The organism is Sedimenticola hydrogenitrophicus (genome assembly GCF_029017505.1).
GTDB classification, from domain to species: Bacteria; Pseudomonadota; Gammaproteobacteria; order Chromatiales; family Chromatiaceae; genus Sedimenticola; species Sedimenticola hydrogenitrophicus_A.
This window is the reverse complement of record NZ_JAQGEI010000004.1, coordinates 35,676-54,948: the sequence shown is the minus strand read 5'-3', so window position 1 is coordinate 54,948 and position 19,273 is coordinate 35,676. Positions and strand designations below refer to the sequence as shown.

The 19,273-nt window shown below is 59.9% G+C and carries 13 protein-coding genes; 9 read left to right on the top strand and 4 right to left on the bottom strand.

Annotation, left to right across the window (positions count from 1 at the left end; all coding sequences use genetic code 11):
* The first annotated feature begins 323 nt into the window (after positions 1 to 323).
* Positions 324 to 1,229, top strand: coding sequence for a serine hydrolase (locus O9K64_RS03565; protein ID WP_275096710.1), 906 nt, complete (start codon positions 324 to 326; stop codon positions 1,227 to 1,229).
* Between the two features lie 288 nt (positions 1,230 to 1,517).
* Here O9K64_RS03565 and O9K64_RS03560 read toward each other — a convergent pair whose 3' ends face one another.
* From O9K64_RS03560 to mazG, 4 genes are all read right to left on the bottom strand, one after another.
* A complete protein-coding gene (locus tag O9K64_RS03560; protein ID WP_275096709.1) occupies positions 1,518 to 3,617 on the bottom strand; it encodes a carboxy terminal-processing peptidase in 2,100 nt (699 codons plus the stop codon).
* 87 nt (positions 3,618 to 3,704) lie between these two features.
* Positions 3,705 to 4,580 carry a DUF4743 domain-containing protein gene (locus O9K64_RS03555; RefSeq protein WP_275096708.1) on the bottom strand — a complete coding sequence of 292 codons (876 nt, stop codon included), beginning with the start codon at positions 4,578 to 4,580 and terminating at the stop codon, positions 3,705 to 3,707.
* 349 nt (positions 4,581 to 4,929) lie between these two features.
* Entirely contained in the window at positions 4,930 to 6,501 is a 1,572-nt protein-coding gene (locus O9K64_RS03550; protein ID WP_275096707.1) for a M48 family metalloprotease, read from the bottom strand.
* Positions 6,498 to 7,292, bottom strand: coding sequence for a nucleoside triphosphate pyrophosphohydrolase (gene mazG, locus O9K64_RS03545; protein WP_275096706.1), 795 nt, complete (start codon positions 7,290 to 7,292; stop codon positions 6,498 to 6,500). The genes O9K64_RS03550 and mazG overlap by 4 nt, the downstream gene beginning before the upstream one ends.
* A 345-nt stretch (positions 7,293 to 7,637) precedes the next feature.
* Between mazG and O9K64_RS03540 the strand changes: the two genes are divergently transcribed.
* The 8 genes from O9K64_RS03540 to O9K64_RS03505 all read left to right on the top strand — a co-directional run bounded on the left by O9K64_RS03540 (position 7,638) and on the right by O9K64_RS03505 (position 19,253).
* Positions 7,638 to 9,560: a PrkA family serine protein kinase gene (locus O9K64_RS03540; protein WP_275096705.1), complete on the top strand. Its 1,923-nt coding sequence runs from the start codon at positions 7,638 to 7,640 to the stop codon at positions 9,558 to 9,560.
* Between the two features lie 56 nt (positions 9,561 to 9,616).
* Positions 9,617 to 10,882, top strand: a complete 1,266-nt coding sequence (locus tag O9K64_RS03535; RefSeq protein ID WP_275096704.1) for a YeaH/YhbH family protein — start codon at positions 9,617 to 9,619, stop codon at positions 10,880 to 10,882.
* Between the two features lie 232 nt (positions 10,883 to 11,114).
* The gene (locus O9K64_RS03530) at positions 11,115 to 12,695 is read left to right on the top strand and encodes a SpoVR family protein (protein ID WP_275096703.1); all 1,581 of its coding nucleotides are present in this window, start codon (positions 11,115 to 11,117) and stop codon (positions 12,693 to 12,695) included.
* Between the two features lie 52 nt (positions 12,696 to 12,747).
* Positions 12,748 to 13,941, top strand: coding sequence for an MFS transporter (locus O9K64_RS03525; RefSeq protein ID WP_275096702.1), 1,194 nt, complete (start codon positions 12,748 to 12,750; stop codon positions 13,939 to 13,941).
* Between the two features lie 101 nt (positions 13,942 to 14,042).
* Entirely contained in the window at positions 14,043 to 14,804 is a 762-nt protein-coding gene (locus O9K64_RS03520; RefSeq protein WP_275096701.1) for a TetR/AcrR family transcriptional regulator, read from the top strand.
* A gap of 124 nt (positions 14,805 to 14,928) precedes the next feature.
* A complete protein-coding gene (locus O9K64_RS03515; protein WP_275096700.1) occupies positions 14,929 to 17,256 on the top strand; it encodes an efflux RND transporter permease subunit in 2,328 nt (775 codons plus the stop codon).
* Positions 17,246 to 18,040 carry an outer membrane lipoprotein-sorting protein gene (locus O9K64_RS03510; RefSeq protein WP_275096699.1) on the top strand — a complete coding sequence of 265 codons (795 nt, stop codon included), beginning with the start codon at positions 17,246 to 17,248 and terminating at the stop codon, positions 18,038 to 18,040. Before O9K64_RS03515 ends, O9K64_RS03510 begins: the two co-directional genes overlap by 11 nt.
* Before the next feature lies 1 nt (position 18,041).
* Positions 18,042 to 19,253, top strand: a complete 1,212-nt coding sequence (locus O9K64_RS03505; RefSeq protein ID WP_275096698.1) for a hypothetical protein — start codon at positions 18,042 to 18,044, stop codon at positions 19,251 to 19,253.
* Positions 19,254 to 19,273: the final 20 nt, after the last annotated feature.

Sequence of the window (19,273 nt, the reverse complement as noted above, 5' to 3'; positions counted from 1 at the left end):
ACGCTGGATTGTCTGGCAGTGAGGCTGCTGGCATTATAAGGGCCTGTCAATAAATAACTATCACATCTTGCTGGTCTTTTCGTCCGCCTTCGGCGTTACGGCAAGGCTTACATAGAGCGGCTATGCGCGCCTCGCCGTGCCTTGAAGGCAAACGAAAATCCGGCGCAATACATAGCAGTTATTTCTTTCCAGGCCCTAACCGGCGGGGCGGCCTTCTGTCCGATGCGTGATCGCTACTGCCGCAGGACACCCCCTGGGTGTTTTGCGTTTACCCTCAGGTTGGGCAAAGATAACCGAAAATCAATAGCCAGGATAATCCAACTTTGAAGATATCTATTTTTTTCGCCCTGCTTCTGGCCTTCGGTCAGTTGCAGGCAGGGGAGCATCCCGGGCAAATCCAGCCACAATCCCGGACGCAAGGTCAAACTTCCGCCACCCTCTCCCAAGCCGGCGGCGAAGCCTGGAGCGGCCTGGACCGCAAGAAACTGAAACTGCGTTCCGCCTCCGCGCTGATCGTGGACGGTAGTGGCAACAAAATCTACAGCAAACAGAGCCAGACCCCGCTGCCGATCGGCTCCATCACCAAGCTGATGACGGTCATGGTCATACTCGACGCACAACTGCCCCTCGATGAGAAGATCCGCATTACCAAGCAGGACCGCGACCTGATCCGGCTGACCGGTTCAAGGCTTCGCTATGGCGCCACGCTGAGTCGCGGCCGTCTGCTCGAGCTGGCGCTGATGGCGTCAGAGAACCGGGCCGCCAGCGCCCTGGCGCGGACCTATCCCGGCGGCAGCGGGCGGTTTATCCAGGCGATGAATGCAAAGGCCAGACAACTGGGGATGAGTGACAGCCGGTTCACCGATGCGGCCGGACTGGATGCGGGTAACGTTGCCAGCCCCGAGGACCTGGTCAAAATGGTCAGGGCGGCCAGCGAATATCCGGAAATCGTGCAAGCCACCACCCGCCTGAAGCTGGATGTCCGCCCCTACCCCCGGCTTGGGCCGCTGACCTATGGCAATACCAATCGCCTGCTGAAGAACCGGGCCTGGGAGATCTCCCTCAGCAAGACCGGTTATATCAATGAGGCGGGGCGCTGTCTGGTGATGCTGGCCAGGGTCAACGGCCGTGAACTGATCTTTGTGCTGCTCAATTCATTCGGCAAGCTGACCCCGTTCGGCGATGCCAACAGGGTCAGGAAATGGATCGAACGGGGTGTTTCGGGATAGGGCTAGGGCTCGCGCAAGAATAATTCCGAAGTACCGAGGGCGTTCCTGGGCCCCGCTGGCAAGGCACGCTTTGCAGGGAATGACCGCTCCCGGCCATCCATGGCCTCCGCGGCATAAGTCCATCCATGGACAAAGCCGCTCCCTTGGCAAAAAGCGAACAAATCCGCCGGGAGCGGATTTGGACGGCCGCAGGCCGGCCCGAAGGGTGGACTCCAGGGATGGAGTCCACAGCGCCGCCAGCGGGGTCCAGGGGCGACCGAATACCGGAACTTATTCTTGCGCGGGCCCTTAGTTGACCATGGCCGACCGGGTCTGCCCGCCGATGTAGTCGGCCAGGATATGCGCCGCCTCGTTGAGCATGATGCGGGCGACCGGATCATCCCGGTCGGCCGCCGGATCGGCACGCTCGGCACGCTCCGCCTCCTCATCCACATCATCGGGTTCCGGGTCGAGGCCGATGGCCGTCAGGAAACGATTCTTCTCCGCCTTGCGGCGTTGTTCCCGCTGGTTCCACTCGATCTCCCGATCCTTCTCCAGCAGCGACACCGTCTCCTCGGCCTTGATCTCCTTCAGCATCGCCTCAACTTGCGAGAGGTAGATGAAGCCGGGGTCCTCCTTGATGCGTAACTGATGCATCTGGCGATAGCGCTCCAACGGCCCCAGGCCTTCTACCTGATAGTTCACCGCCGCTATTTTGGCCCAGGGGAGTGAATTCTCCAGGCTCCGCTCGCCCTGATCGTCAGACTGGACCGCGGAGGGATAAACAATATCCGGGACAACGCCCTTGAACTGGGTGCTGCCGCCGTTCACCCGGAAAAACTGCGCCATGGTGAGGCGCAGACGTCCCAGGTTTTTGTCGCCGTAGCGGACAAACCGTCCGAGATCGACCAGGGTCTGCACCGTTCCCTTACCAAAGGTGGGCTCACCGATGATAATCCCGCGGTGATAATCCTGTATCGCCCCGGCAAAGATCTCCGAGGCGGAAGCGCTGTGCCGGTCGACCAGGACCGCCAGCGGTCCGTTATAGACCTGCTCGGGATCGGGATCGCGCTCGATATCCAGATCGCCGGAGGCGTTCTTCACCTGCACCACCGGGCCGGACGGGATAAACAGCCCGGTCAACTCGGTGGCTTCAACCAGGGAACCACCGCCATTTCCACGCAAGTCGATGACAATGCCGTCCACCCCTTCCGTTTCCAGTTCGTTGATCAACCGGCGTACATCGCGGGTGGTGCTGGTGAAATCCTCTTGCCCCTGGGAGTAGCCCTGGAAATCCCGGTAGAAGGCGGGGACATCAATCACCCCGATACGCAGGTTTCCTATCCCGCCCAGGTCCGTGATAATGAACTTCCTGGCCGCCTGATCCTCCAGCTTGATCTGATTGCGCACCAGCGTCACCTGTTTGGTGCGGCCAGCGGACCCCTCGTCCTCGGGTAACAGCTGTAACCGCACGGTGGTCCCCTTGGCACCGCGGATAAGATCGACCACATCCTGCAGCCGCCAGCCGATCACGTCCTCGATCTCCCCGTCGGCACCCTGTCCGACCCCGACGATCCGGTCCCCCGCACCGACCTGTCCGCTCAGGGCGGCCGGGCCGCCGGCGACGGTGCGCTGCACCACCGTATACTCGTTCTCGCTACTCAGCACGGCGCCGATCCCTTCCAGGGAAAGCCGCATGCTGATATCAAAATTCTCCGACACCCGCGGCGACATATAAGAGGTATGGGGCTCCAGGCTCAGGGTGTAGGAGTTGATGAAGACCTGGAACACATCATCCGTATCCATCTGCCGGGTGCGGCGCTGAATGCCGGTATAACGCTTTTCCAGGGTATCCCTGATCTCATCCAGCGGTTTCTCCTTCAGCTTCAGGTTGAGGATGTCGCTTTTCACCTTCTTGCGCCAAAGCTCATTCAGTTCCGCGGCATCGGCGGTCCACGGGGCATCCTCGCGATTGAATTGATAGCTTTCGTTGATGGTGAAATCGTAATCCCGGTCCAGCAGCTTCAAGGCGTATCCGACCCGTTCATCAACCCGCTGGCGATAGACCCGGAAGATATTGAACGCGGAATCGAGCCGGGCATCCTTCAGATCGTCATCCAGCTGGTCACTGACCACATTGAAGCGGTCTATATCGCCCTGGGTGAAGAAACTCCTGTTCGGGTCCAGCACCCCCAGATAGCGATTCAGGATCGCCCGGGACATCTCATCGTCGAGGAGCTGCTTCTTGTAATGATATTCGTTGATCACCTTGAGAATGATCAGGGTGGATTGTCGTTGCGAGCGGCTCGGCTGCAGCTCTTCCGACGGAACTTCGCGGACGCTGGCCAGGACGGGCAGCAAGCCCAGGAGCAGGAGCAATGCCGAAAGCAGTAGATATCTGATTTTCATAGAGTTAGGTCACATCCGTTAATCACCCGTTGGACCTTGGTTTTGTCCATTAGGTTTCATCACATCTAAATGCAGTGTAACACGACGTTATAAGAAGTGGCGGGGAAGTGGCGGCATAGGGGGATGCAGCGCCTCGAGCAGCGCCAGGTACTCCTCGTCTTCGGGACCGATATAGCCGTGGCGAATAAGAAAATCGATAATCACCAGATTGCAGTTCAGCTTGAACTCACTGCTGTGCTTCACCAGCTCCATCACCTGTTCTACCGGCCAGAGATAGAATGACTGCACCTCGCCATCCATGCAGCGCGGGACAAATTCCTCGGGCAATTCAAGGTCATAACAGAAAAGGGTATCGGGCTTGAAGCCCGTTTCCGTATCCATATGGTAGGTTACCGCCCCCACCGGAGTCGCCTGATGAGCCAGCTGCGCGGGGATCCCCGCCTCTTCCCAGCACTCCTTGGCCAGGTTCTCGACCAGCGAGAGGCCATAAGGCAGCCCCCCCGCCGCCAGATTGTCCAGTCGGCCGGGGAAATGCCTGCGGTCGTCGGCACGGCGTCCGATCCACATCTTCAGTCCCGCCCCGGTGCGGACGAATCCATTGACATGCTGGCCGTAGGCGCGGATGCCGAAACAGGGCGCCATGGCGCGGTCGATCAGCAGCAGCGGTTCCCGTCCACCCTCCGCCACGGCCGCGTAGCGCTCGCCGTGAAATTGACCCAACACGCCCTGGGCGATCAGTTGTTCGAGGACCCCGGCCACCAGGGCGGAGCGTTCCTGCAGCCCGCTACCCCGGCAGTTGAGGGCGACAGCCTGCCCGGTCACGGAAAAAATCTCCGGCCAGGATCGCAGCAACCCGGCAAATGCGGGCCGTACCCGCCCAACCGGTTGGTTCTCTATCGCAAAGGGGATGAAACCGCTTGCGTCATGGTCGTTGCAGGCGGCCACATGATGCATAAAACCCATACCAGTGCTCCGTCAATGTGATAATTGCGATTTCAGTGAGCTTGTCAGCGTTCATGGCAAGGCGCGCCTCGCCGGCAATGGCCGGCTCCCTTGGCAAGAGGCGCAACGCCGTCCATGGGCGCTGACAAGCTCACCCTTCGGGCGTCCCTGTGGCGTCCCGCCGCCGCGTTGCAGCGCTTGACAAGGGAACCCGCCATTGCCTGCGCGCTGCGCCTTGCTGCAAAACGCCACAGGGACGCTGAATCCGTAATTATCACATTGACGGAGCACTAATTTCCTGGACAGGCCGGCTTTTCATGCCGGCAAACTGGCTCACAGCTTACCAACAAACCGGATACAGGAGTGGTAATCAATCCACAACAACCGCACCGACGATGCGACTCTCCCAGCGGTTGAGCTGGCCGCCATCGGTCAGCCGGATATCGGTGCGCAGCGCCGCCGTTTTTCCGGCGCCCAGGGTTCCCGGGAACCGGTATTCCCCACGCACGGCCACCCCGCCGCCGCTCCCCCGCTCGCCCAACTGTATGCGAATATTCCGGGCCGCGACAGGGGTCGGGTTTTGCAGCTGGATCACCACCACGCCCGATCGGTCGATCCCCAGCCGGCTCCTCAGATAGCGTTGCGGATTGGCCGGCAGGTCCAGCCGGACCAGCGCACTGGACGCCGCCTTGCCGGTCGCGGTCGAAGCCCCCGAGGCATGCTGAAAATGGGAGATGGCCGCCGGCCGATCCCCTCCCCGTAGCGCCAGTCCACCCAGCAGGTAATGGGCATCCGCCGTCGGCAGCAGCTCCAGGCTGCGATTGAGATCCTGGCGGGCGCCGGATCGGTCCCCCAGTTCGGCCTTGAGTGCACCGCGTCTCAGGAAGTGACGGAAGAAACCGTCATCCAGGGCCACCGCCTTGTCATAGGCGGCCAATGCCTTCGGATAGGCCTTCTGTTGCCCCAGGGCATCGCCCCTGAGTCCGTAAAACAGCGCCTCGCGCGGCTCCAGGGCAATCGCCCGGCCAGCCAGTTCGAGCGCTTTGCCAGGCTGTTTCTTCCCCAGGGCAGCCAGCCCTTCGCTATACGCCTTGTAGGCCGGGGCGGATTTTTTCAGCACACCGACTATCCGCCGGTAACGCTCCGCCCCCAGTTCCCCGCCGTTGCCGAGTTCTCGTGCCCGCTGGCGGTTCTTCTCCACCCGTTCGGCGGAGGGGGGATGGCTGGCGAACAGCCCGCTCAGCCAGTTCTCCTTGCGATCCCTGGAGAGCCGGACAAAGGTCTCCTGAAGCCCGACCGCGGCCAGCGGATCGTAACCCGCCTGGGCCATATAGCTCATGCCGTAATAATCTGCCTCCAGCTCGGCACCCCGGGAATAGCTCTGGTTGAGCAGGTTGGCCCCGATCGCTGCCCCCCCCACCGCCAGCTGCGAATAATCGCTGTCGCGGGTGGCAACCCCGGCCGCCAGCAACACGCCCTGCAGCACCACCCCGCGCTCGATGCCCTTGGCGCCATGCCGCGCCGCCGCATGGACGATCTCATGCCCCAACACGGCGGCCAGTTCCGCCTCATTGTTGAGCTCCAGCAGCAGTCCGCGGTTGACCGCGATCTTGCCCCCCGGCAGGGCCCAGGCATTGGGAGTGGAGTCGTTCAGCACCGCGAATTCGTAGGGGAGTTTGCGATCGCTGACGGCCGCCAGGCGCTGCCCCACCTGTTGCACATAGCGGGTTACTTCCGGTTCCAGCTTGTAATCACCGCCCTGCATCTGCCGACTCGGCGAATACTGCTCGCGGCCGATCTCCAGTTCGGTCCGTTCCGAGATCAGCGAGAGCTCACTTTTGCCGGTGACGGGATTGGTGCCACAGCCGGCGAGACCGGCCAGCAGCAGCGCACCCCCCACCCCCCTCAACACGATTTTAACGAATCCAGACCGTCCATTCATGTTTCACCCTCGTTCCGTTTGGCCTCGTCCCAGGCCGCATCCATGACCGATAGAGCCGCCGCCAGCGGCGTTCCCTGCTCTTGCAGGATAGCCTCCATGGCGTTGAAACGCGCCTCAAATTTATCGTTGGCCGCCCGCAGCAGACTCTCGGCATCGAAGCCGAGATGGCGCGACAGGTTGACGCAGCTAAACAACAGGTCGCCCATCTCGTCCGCGACTCGCGTCTGCGCCGCCCCGGCCCGGTTGAGTTCGGCCTCCAGTTCCGCCAGCTCCTCCCGCACCTTGGCCAACACACCTGCCCGGTCCGGCCAGTCAAAACCGACCTTGGCCGCGCGCTTTTGCAACTTGCTCGCACGCAGCAGGGCCGGCAGGGCCCGGGCGACGCCCGCCAGGTGACCGACCCGCCCCTCCGCGGCACCTTTGCGCCGCTCCTCGGCCTTCAACTGTTCCCAGGCGACACTCTGCTCCTCGGCATCCGCCACCCGGGCATCGGCAAATACATGGGGGTGCCGCCGGACCATTTTTTCGCAGATGCCGCGGACCACGTCATCGAAGTCGAACTGCCCCTGCTCACTGGCGATCCGGGCATAAAAAACCACCTGGAACAGCAGATCCCCCAGTTCCCCGCACAGCTCCCGCATATCACCCCTGGTGATGCTGTCGGCCACCTCGTACGCCTCCTCGATGGTATGGGGAACTATAGTCTCCAGGGTCTGCTCCCTGTCCCACGGGCAGCCGTCTCGGGGGTCACGCAGTTGCGCCATGATCGTTACCAGTCGCTGTATGCTCATCTCTTTTCCGGATAATCGCCACGGGTGGCGGAACGGATGGAAAACAGCCCGATTCCAGGCCGTTCATGTCGCTTGAAACTTATGCCGTCAACCAGCGGTCTTTATATAAAACCCACGGTTTTTTTACAAACATACACGGCAGCCCTAACAAACATAAACAACATAAACTAAGCTTCGTGTGTAAGGTAGTGCCGAATACAAATCGGATAATACTAACAACAAGGTTACGCTGACTGCGCAAAAAGATATCAGGCAGCGGGCAATCTGGGCGAGGAGACTACTGACACCATACTGCGGTAAATGCGGATGGCAGTACCGTATAACACTATCAGGAGGGACGACTCCATGACCATCTTTGACCATTATCAGGGCCGCTACGAGGCCGTCCAGGAATCCGAAATACCCCTCGAAACCTATCTCGATCTCTGCAAAGAGGATAAATCGGTATACGCCTCCGCGGCGGAACGGCTGCTTATCGCAATCGGCGATCCTGTTCTGGTCGACACCAGCAAACACCCGCGCCTTAGCCGCATTTTCTCAAACAAGGTAATCAAGACCTACCCCAGCTTCAACGGATTTTACGGAATGGAAGATGCCATCGAGTCGGTGGTATCTTTCCTACGTCACGCAGCCCAGGGTCTGGAAGAGAAAAAACAGATCCTGTACCTGTTAGGCCCAGTGGGTGGTGGCAAGTCGTCCCTTGCCGAACAACTCAAGTACCTTATGGAGAAAGTACCCTTTTATGCCTTAAAAGGTTCTCCGGTCAATGAGAGTCCACTGGGCCTATTCGACCCCGAGGAGGATGGCGAACTGATCCTCGAACGGTATGGCATCGCGCGCAGATACCTGGACCATATCCCCAGTCCCTGGGCGGTCAAGCGCCTGCGCGAATACGGTGGCGACATCTCCAAGTTCAAGGTGGTCAAGCTGTGGCCGAGCCGGCTCAGCCAGACCGGTATTGCGAAAACCGAACCGGGCGATGAAAACAACCAGGATATCTCAAGCCTGACCGGCAAGGTGGATATCAGAAAGCTGGATGAGTTCTCGCAGGACGATCCGGACTGTTACAGCTTCTCGGGCGGGCTCTGCCAGGCCAACCAGGGTCTGCTGGAGTTCGTGGAGATGTTCAAGGCGCCGATCAAGGTGCTGCATCCGCTACTCACCGCCACCCAGGAGGGCAACTACAAGGGCACCGAAGGGATCTCCGCAATCCCGTTCGAGGGTATCATCCTCGCCCACTCCAATGAATCCGAATGGCAGAGCTTCAAAAACAACAAGAATAATGAAGCATTTCTCGACCGGGTGAATATCGTCAAGGTGCCCTACTGCCTGCGGGTCACCGAAGAGATCGAAATCTACAAAAAACTGATTGCCAACTCCAGCCTGGCCGACGCCCCCTGTGCGCCGGACACCCTGAAGATGATGGCCCAGTTCGCGGTCCTGACCCGGCTGAAGGAGCCGGAGAACTCCAATATCTGGAGCAAGATGCGGGTCTACGACGGTGAGAACCTGAAGGATACCGATCCGAAGGCGAAAAGCCAGATGGAGTACAAAGACTACGCCGGTGTCAACGAGGGCATGAGCGGCCTCAGTACCCGTTTCTCCTACAAGATACTCTCCAAGGTGTTCAACTTCGACAATACCGAGATTGCCGCCAACCCGGTGCACCTGCTCTACGTGCTGGAGCAGCAGATCATGCAGGAGCAGTTTCCGCCGGAGTTGCAGGAGAAGTACCTGGAATACATCAAGGGACACCTGGTACCCGAGTACATCAAGTTCATCGGCAAGGAGATCCAGACCTCCTACCTGGAGAGCTATTCCGAGTATGGCCAGAATATCTTCGACCGTTATGTCACCTATGTGGATTACTGGTTGCAGGATCAGGAGTTCCGCGACCCGGATACCGGCGAGTTCCTCAATCGGGCTGCCCTCAATGATGAGCTGGAGAAGATCGAGAAACCGGCCGGCATCTCCAATCCAAAGGACTTCCGCAACGAGATCGTCAATTTCGTACTGCGGGCCCGGGCCAACAACAACGGCAAGAACCCGAACTGGACCAGCTATGAGAAGCTGCGCACGGTGATCGAAAAGAAGATGTTCTCCAACACCGAAGAGCTGTTGCCGGTGATCAGTTTCAATGCCAAGGCCTCGACCGAGGATCAGCAGAAACATGAGGACTTCATCAGCCGGATGATAACCAAGGGTTACACACGCAAGCAGGTCCGCCTGCTGTCCGAGTGGTACCTGCGGGTACGTAAATCGAACTAACCAGCGAGGTGACGCGAGCGAACAGCCGATAATGTTTCAGCGTAAGGAAGTAATCTATGGCCATGATCATTGACCGAAGACTTGACGGGCGCAACAAAAGTGCCGTAAACCGTCAGCGTCTGATGCGCAGATACAAACAGCAGATAAAAAAATCCGTATCGGATGCCATCAATAAAAGATCCATCACCGACACCCAGTCCGGTGAAAAGATCAATATCCCTGCCCGGGACGTCAAGGAACCGATCATCCATCATGGCCGGGGCGGGATACATGAGCAAGTACACCCGGGCAACAAGCAGTTCAGCCAGGGAGACCGGGTCAAGCGCCCGGAACAATCTGGCCAGGGCGGGGGCGGCAGCCAGGCATCCAACACCGGTGAAGGCGAAGATGACTTTGGCTTTGAGATCTCCAAGGAGGAGTATCTCGACCTGCTGTTTGAAGAGCTGGCGCTGCCCAACCTGGTGAAGACCAAGGTGGTGGCGCAGTCCGCCAAGACGCTGGTCAGGGCCGGATTCTCCAACACGGGTGTCGCATCCAACCTGAATCTGCTGCGCACCATGCGTCGCGCCAAGGGGCGTAAAATCGCCATTGCCTCGCCCTACAGCAAACGCTGCCGGGAGCTTGAGCAATTGCTGCAGCAAGAGCTCGAGAGGAAGCCTCACAACGAAGAGAAGATCAAGAGCCTGCGGGAAGAGCTGGCACTGCTGCGCGCGCGCATCGAATCCATCCCCTTTATCGATACCTACGACCTGAAATTCAACCAGTTCATTCCGCAGCCCAAGCCGATCACCCAGGCGGTCATGTTCTGCATCATGGATGTCTCCGGCTCCATGAGCCAGGCCACCAAGGATATCGCCAAGCGGTTTTTCATCCTGCTCTATCTGTTCCTCAGCCGCAGCTATGAAAGGACCGATGTGGTGTTCATCCGTCATCACACCTCGGCCAAGGAGGTGGATGAAGAGGAGTTCTTCTACTCGCGGGAAACCGGCGGCACCATCGTCTCCAGCGCCCTGAAGCTGATGCGCGATATCGTCCGTGACCGCTACCCCACCGAGGACTGGAACATCTACGCCGCCCAGGCCAGTGATGGCGACAACTGGGAAGACGACAGCGCCACTTGTCGCGATCTGATGATCGATTCGATCATGCCTTATCTGCAGTACTACGCCTATGTGGAGATACACAATCAGGAGCACCAGGGTTTATGGAGAGAGTACGAGAAGGTCGGCGAGATGTTCGAGACCTTCTCCATGAAACAGATTCGTGACACCGGCGAGATCTATCCGGTTTTCCATGAACTCTTTAAAAGGCAAGATGCATGAAAAATTGGCAGGACAGACAATTTTCACGGCCGAAGGCCGCCCGTCAGGGCTCGCGCAAGAATAATTCCGTAGTACCGAGGGCGTTACTTGGCCACACAGGCAAGGCACGCTTTGCAGGCAATGGCTGTTCCCTTGCCAAAATGCGTAACGCCGACGGAGGGGTCCAGTGGCGACCGAATACCGGAACTTATTTTTGCGCGAGCCCTAAGGGTGCGGCACAGGGATGTATCGCATGAATAGCCCCGGCGGCAAACGCAGCGCCGATAGCAAACGGCGGACCGATCCCCCCCCCGGGCGACGGCTCTTATCCACCGAGTCGGACTGGACTTTCGATCTGATCGAGGAGTACAACGAGGAGATCGAACGTATCGCCAAGGAGGTCTATCACCTGGACTGCTACCCGGTACAACTGGAACTGATCTCCAGCGAACAGATGATGGACGCCTACGCCTCGGTGGGCATGCCGATCGGCTATAACCACTGGAGTTTCGGCAAACAGTTCGTCATTACCGAAAAGAACTACAAACGGGGCCAGATGAATCTGGCCTACGAGATCGTCATCAACTCCAATCCCTGCATCGCCTATCTGATGGAGGAGAACACCATGACCATGCAGGCGTTGGTGATTGCCCACGCCGCCTATGGCCATAACAGCTTCTTCAAGGGCAACTACCTGTTCAAGATCTGGACCGATGCCGAGGCGATCATCGATTACCTGATATTCGCCAAGAACTACGTCGCCGAATGCGAGGAGAAGTATGGCATCCAGGAGGTGGAGGAGATCCTCGACTCCTGTCACGCGCTGATGAATTTCGGCGTCGACCGCTACAAACGCCGCGCCGGCGAGACCCTGGAGGATGAGCCCCGGGTACAGTCGGACCGGGAACTGATACTGCAGCACCACGTGAATGAGTTGTGGCGTCAGTTGAACATCAATGAGCCGGAAAAGAAGGAGAATCAAACCAAGCGGATTCCACCTGAGCCGCAGGAAAACATCCTCTATTTCCTGGAGAAAAACGCGCCCCTGCTGAAACCGTGGCAGCGCGAGATCATACGCGTCGTGCGCAAGGTCGCCCAGTATTTCTATCCGCAGCGGCAGACCCAGGTGATGAACGAGGGCTGGGCCTGCTTCTGGCACTACACCATCATGAACCACATGTACGACGAGGGGTTGATCAACGATTCCGCCATGCTGGAGTTCATGCACACTCACACCAATGTCATCTCCCAGCCGGAGTTCGACAGCCCCTACTATTCCGGCATCAACCCCTATGCACTGGGTTTCAAGATGATGATGGATATCCGACGCATCTGCGAAGACCCGACGGAAGAGGATCTGCAGTGGTTCCCGGACATCGCCCATACGGACTGGCGGGAGACCCTCGACTTCGCCATGCGCAACTTCAAGGACGAGAGCTTTATCGGCCAATACCTGTCACCGCGTCTGATTCGTGAATTCAGGCTCTTCGCAGTGCTGGATGACGACCGGGAGGATACCCTGGGTATCTCAGCCATTCACGATGAAGTGGGCTATCGGGCGGTACGGGAAAAACTGAGCGCCCAGTACAATCTGAGCAATCGGGAGCCCAATCTTCAGGTGTTCAATGTGGATCATCAGGGGGACCGGACCCTGACACTCAGGTATTACCAGGATAAGAACCGGCCACTCTCGGACACCACCGAAGAGGTGATCAAGCACCTGCACCGGCTGTGGGGCTTCAAGGTGGAGATCGAAACCGTCGAGGAAGACGGCCACACCGAGATCACCCACCGCTGTCCCAAACCGGTCAGCGAGGAACTGACGATCAGTTAACGCCGTCCTGCTGGTTGTAGCACACCACCCCGGATTGAGCGACAATCGGCCGATGAAATCCCCCGTCTCCCATCCCTGGCAACGCCCCGACATCCTGCTGATGCTGATGGCCGCCGCCGTACCCATCAGTTTTGCCGCCTGGCAGGCGCTGCTGAACAACTTCGCCATCGAGATGGCGGCCTTCACCGGCAAGGAGATGGGCATACTGCAGAGCCTGCGCGAGATCCCCGGATTCCTCGCCTTCGGCGTCATCTTCCTGCTGCTGCTGTTCCGGGAGCAGACCCTGGCCTTTATCTCCCTGCTGCTGCTTGGAATAGGCACCGCCCTGACCGGCTTCTTCCCCTCGGTGATCGGCCTCTACCTCACCACCATCGTGATGTCGATCGGCTTCCACTATTACGAGACCCTGCAGACCTCGCTCGCCCTGCAGTGGCTGGACAAACAGGCCTCCGCCGAGACCCTGGGACGGCTGATCGCCACCGGCTCGTTTGCCGCCATCCTCACTTTCGGCGTGATCTGGCTGGGCAATGACCTGTTGCAGCTCGACTACCGCTGGCTCTACCTGCTGACCGGTGGCATCACGGTGGCCATCGCCCTCATCGCCTGGCGGGCCTTTCCGCGCTTTCCGCAGCACACCGAGCAGCATAAGCACATGGTACTGCGGCGCCGTTACTGGCTCTTCTACGCCCTCACCTTCATGTCCGGTGCACGGCGGCAGATCTTCGTGGTATTCGCCGGCTTCCTGATGGTGGAGAAATTCGGCTACTCGGTCAGCGATATCGCCCTGCTGTTCCTGCTCAACGCCTCGCTGAATGTGCTGTTCGCCCGGCGCATCGGCCGGCTGGTGGGGCGAATCGGTGAGCGCAACGCGCTGCTGATCGAGTACAGCGGACTGATCCTGGTGTTCAGCGGCTACGCCCTGGTCGAGCAGGCCGGACTGGCGGCCGGGCTCTATGTCCTGGATCACCTGTTCTTTGCCATGGCCATCGCCCTCAAGACCTATTTCCAGAAGATCGCCGCCCCCCAGGATATCGCCGCCACCGCCGGGGTCAGCTTCTCCATCAACCATATCGCGGCAGTGGTGATTCCGGCCAGCTTTGGCCTGCTCTGGCTGGCCTCCCCGGAGCTGGTGTTCTACTCCGGGGCGGCCATGGCCCTGGTCTCGCTGCTGCTCTCGCTGCTGATCCCGGATACCCCGGAGATCGGCTGTGAACACCGCTTCTCCCGCTTGGTGACGGAACGCTGAACCGGCGTCCGATCGATTGACAGATCTGTTTCTTTGACTAGAGTTGACGATTCGTCAGTGACGAATCGTCAATTTACTCCTGAATCCCAGGTTTTTTAATCATGAACCCAAGACTCCTCCATACCGAACAGCTGCTGGCGCGTGAACAGGAGTTGATTGAAACCGCCCTGAGTATCATGGCGCGTGACGGCACCGCCGGGCTGACCATGGACAAGGTCGTGGCCAGGGTCCCCTATTCAAAGGGGACTGTCTACAATCACTTCTGCAGCCGGGAGGACCTGCTAACCGGCGTCTGCAACGCCGGCATGGAGACCCTGGCAGGGCTGTTTGCCCGGGCAGCCGCCTTTCCGGGCAGCACCCGGGAGCGGCTGCTGGCGATCCACTACGCCTACCTGCTGCACGCCCAGCGGGATCCCACCAAGTTCATGTTGGTCATCTCGGCCAAAACCGCGAACCTGATCGAGCGCACCTCGGAGCGCCGGCTTGCCGCCCACTACGAACTGGAGGGACGCCTGATGGCCCCCATGCTCGAACTGGTGGAGGAGGCGATCGCAACAGGCGAGCTGACCCCTCCCGCCGGCATGAGCCGGCAGCAGATCGTATTCACCAACTGGGCCGGAAGTTTCGGCGTCATCTCCCTGCTGATCAACAGCAAGGACAAGTGCAGAGGCAGAACGGGACTGGATTCGCAGGTCGAAATCTTCAATCATGCCCACCTGCTGCTGGATGGTTTACGCTGGCGACCGCTGAGCCGGGAGTGGGATTATGCAGCAACACAGGAACGAATCATGCGAGAGGTCTTCCCGCGGGAGGCCGCGCAGGTTGACAGACTGACCGCAGGCGAACGCCGGCCGACGGGATAAACCGGCCGGCAACCGGTCGTTATGCCGGCATGACCGGCAGGCGTGACGAGCAGTTTCCCGGATCACCCTGTAGCACGCAGACATAACGCGTATTCAGGTGCAACACATCAAGGAGAAAGACGGCATGCACCAGAAGTTGACACAATCGATTCTGAAACATCCGATTCTGGTCATACTGGCCAGCCTGCTGTTGGTCGCCCTGGCGGTGCCCGGCGCCCAGCACCTGGTGTTCAAGAGCGACTACCGGGTGTTTTTTGGCGAGGACAACCCGCAGCTGAACGCCTACGAGGCGATCCAGAAGATCTACAGCAAGAGCGACAACGTGGCCTTCATCATCGCCCCGAAGGATGGCCGGGTATTCACCGGCGAGCGGCTGGAGGCGATTCGCGAGCTCACCGAGGCCTCCTGGCAGATCCCCTACTCCACCCGGGTCGACTCCATCACCAACTACCAGTACAGCTATGCCGACGGCGACGAACTGATTGTCGAGGACCTGGCCCTGGAGCCGCTGGCAATGGATGCGGCCACGCTGGAACGGGTGCGCGGCATCGCCGTCAATGAACCGCTACTGAGGAACAAGCTGATCTCGCCCCAGGCCCACGTGACCGTGGTCAACACTACGGTACAGCTTCCCGGGATCAACCCGGTACAGGAGGTACCAGAGGTCGCCGCCAAGGTCCACCAACTGCGCGACCGGTTCGTTGCCGGGCATCCGGACCTGACGGTCTATCTTTCCGGCCTGGTGATGATGAACAACAGCTTTGCCGAGGCCTCCCTGAACGACAGCGCCACCCTGGTGCCGGTGATGTTCCTGATCGTGATACTGACCATCGGCCTGCTGCTGCGGACCATCACCGGTACCCTCTCCACGGTACTGGTCATCATCTTCAGCATCGCCGCCACCATGGGTATCGCCGGCTGGACCGGCTTCTACCTGACCGGTCCCTCGGCCAGCGCACCGACCATGATCCTGACCCTGGCAGTCGCCGACTGCATCCATATACTCACCACCCTGTTCCACGAGATGCGCCTGGGGGTGGAGAAACGCCAGGCCATTCTCGACAGCCTGCGTATCAATTATCAGCCGATATTTCTCACCAGCATCACCACCGCCATCGGTTTCCTGAGTATGAACTTTTCCGACTCCCCGCCGTTCCGGGATTTGGGCAATCTGGTCGCGTTGGGGGTGATGCTCGCGTTCGTGTTTTCCGTCACCCTGTTTCCGGCGCTGCTGGCGCTATTGCCCCTGAAGGTGAAACCACACCGCGCGCGCGGCGACCGGATGCTGCACTTTGCCGACTTTGTGGTGCGCGGCCGTCGCTGGCTGCTGCCAGCCACTTCCCTGGTCATGCTCTCCGTCATGCTGTTCCTGCCGCAGAACCAGCTCAACGACGACTTCGTAAAGTATTTCGACACCTCGGTGCCGTTCCGCCAGGCCACCGACTTCATGCAGGAGAACATCTCCGGCATGACCACCATGGAGATCTCCATCGACAGCGGCGAGTCCAGCGGTATCAACGACCCCGCCTTCCTGGCCAAGCTGGAACGGTTGAGCGACTGGTTGCGCGCGCAACCGGAGACGGATCATGTCAACACCCTGAGTGACACCCTGAAACGGCTGAACCGCAACATGCACGGCGACGATCCGGCCTGGTATCGCCTGCCCGACAGTCAGCAACTGGCGGCCCAGTACCTGCTGCTGTACGAGATGTCCCTGCCCTACGGCCTGGATCTCAACAATCAGCTCAACGTGGATAAATCCTCCACCCGCCTGGTCGCCACCTTCGAAAACCTGACCAGCAACGGACAGATCGAACTGGAGCAGCGGATCCGTCACTGGCTCGAACTCAACCTCCCCGAATACCGCGTGGACATCGCCAGCCCGTCCCTGATGTTCGCCCATATCGGTCAGCGCAATATCCAGAGCATGCTGCTGGGCGTCACCGTGGCACTGGTATTGATTTCGCTGCTGCTGGGTATCGCCCTGCGTTCGGTCAGGTTCGGACTGATCAGCCTGCTGCCCAACCTGACACCGGCGGCGGTCGGCTTCGGTGCCTGGTATTTCATCGATGGTCAGGTGGGATTGGCGCTGTCGGTGGTGGCCGGCATGACCCTCGGTATCGTGGTGGACGACACGGTGCATTTCCTGAGCAAGTACCTGCGCGCGCGCCGCGAACGCAACGCCAATCCCCATGAAGCGGTGCGCTACGCCTTCAGCAGTGTCGGCCGGGCGCTGTGGATCACCACCCTGGTGCTGGTGTGCGGCTTCATGGTGCTGGCCCAGTCCACTTTCAAGCTCAATGCCGACATGGGACTGCTGACCGGCCTGACCATTCTGATCGCGCTGGCTATCGACTTTCTGTTCCTGCCGCCGCTACTGATGAAACTCGACACCCATCCTCTCACCACCAAAGGAGCAATAGAGCATGAGGAGGCAAAGAATGCCGCTTAGATTATTCCCGGGAATTTTCCTGGCACTGGCGCTACTCGCCGTACAACCGCTGCTGCATGCCGAGACCGCGGAACAGAAAGGCCACGCCATCGCCGCCGAGAGCATCTCCCGCGATAGCGGCTGGGGTGACATGAAGGCGGATATGCAGATGATCCTGCGCAACCGACAAGGCGAGGAGAGCCTGCGGGAGATCCGCATGCAGTCGCTGGAGCAGGCCAACGACGGGGACAAGAGCCTGACCATCTTCGACAAGCCGCTGGACGTGAAGGGGACGGCGTTCCTCAGTTTCTCGCACGCCGTGGGTGCGGATGACCAGTGGCTCTACCTGCCGGCGTTGAAGCGGATCAAGCGCATCTCGTCACGCAACAAATCCGGCCCCTTCATGGGCTCCGAGTTTGCCTATGAAGACCTCAGTTCGTTCGAGATCGAAAAGTACTCGTACAAGTACATCAAGGATGAGTCGGTCAACGGGCTGGACTGCTTCGTGGTGGAACAGTACCCGGCGGACGCACACTCCGGTTACACCCGCCGCCTGGTGTGGATCGACAAGGCGGAGTACCGGGTGCAGCGCGTGGAGTTCTACGACCGCAAGAACAGCCCGTTGAAAACCCTCTCCTACAGCGGTTATCAACAGTATCTGGACAGATACTGGCGGCCGGAGCGAATGGACATGATCAATCACCAGAACGGCAAGAGCACGGAACTGCGCTGGACCAATTATCACTTCGGCAATGGCCTCAACGAGGCGGATTTCAATAAAAACAGCCTGAAACGCGCCCACTGATATGCATCCGCATACCAAGTTGAAACGCTGGCTGACAGGCGCCCTGCTCGCCTTGCCGGTAATGGTCTGCGCGGAGAGCCGGCTGGAGACCAGCGGTAAGGCGGGGCTCGAGTTGCGCCTGTTTCCCCAGTCGCCGCAGTTTGCCGAACAGTACGACACGGCCAATCTCTCCGGATTCATCGAGCCGCAGTTTTTCTACAGCTGGAACGACGAGGCGGACTACGTGAAATTCATCCCCTACCTGCGCTGGGACCAGCACGACCGGGAGCGCAGCCACGCCGACATCCGCCAGCTGACCTGGAGCCATGTCGGCGAGGACTGGGAGCTACACAGCGGCATCAGCAAGGTGTTCTGGGGCATCACCGAATTCCAGCACCTGGTGGATACCATCAACCAGACCGACGGGGTCGAGGATATCGATGGCGAGGACAAGCTCGGACAACCCATGCTCCACCTCTCGATGCCTCGGGCGTGGGGGGTCCTGGATCTGTTCGCCCTGCCCGGTTTCCGCGAACGCACCTTCCCCGGGGCCGACGGACGCCTGCGTAGCGGCCTGGTGGTGGACAGCGGCCAGGCGGCCTACGAGTCCGCGGCCGGCGACAACCATCTGGACCTGGCGGCGCGCTGGAGCCGCACCCTGGGGGACTATGATATCGGCCTGCACTGGTTCCGCGGCACCAACCGGGAGCCGCTGCTGCGCCCCGGCACCGATGCCGGCGGCAACCCGGTCCTGACCCCCTACTACGAGCAGATCAACCAGTTCGGCATGGACCTGCAGGCCACCCTGGATGATTGGCTGTGGAAACTGGAGCTGCGTTGGCGTGACGGTCAGGATGACCCTTTCTGGGCGCTGCAGGGCGGCTTCGAGTATACCCTGTACGGCATCGCCGAAAGTGACGCCGACCTGGGCCTGCTGCTGGAGTACGGCTGGGACGAACGGGGCCGCGACGCCACCGCCCAGGTGCAGAACGACCTCTTCTTCGGCACCCGCATCGTCCTCAATGACGCCGCCGGCAGCGAGTTGCTGGCCGGTATCGGTTATGACCTGGACTACCACAGCCACAGCCTGCAGTTGGAGGCCAGCCGTCGCCTCGGCGGCGGCTGGAAGGCCAGTCTCGACCTGCGGCTGTTCTCCGGCGACGAGCTCAATGACCCGCTCTCGGCCCTGCGCCGGGACGATCACCTGCAGCTCACCCTGGAACGCTATTTCTGATTTCCCGCCGATTTTGTCAA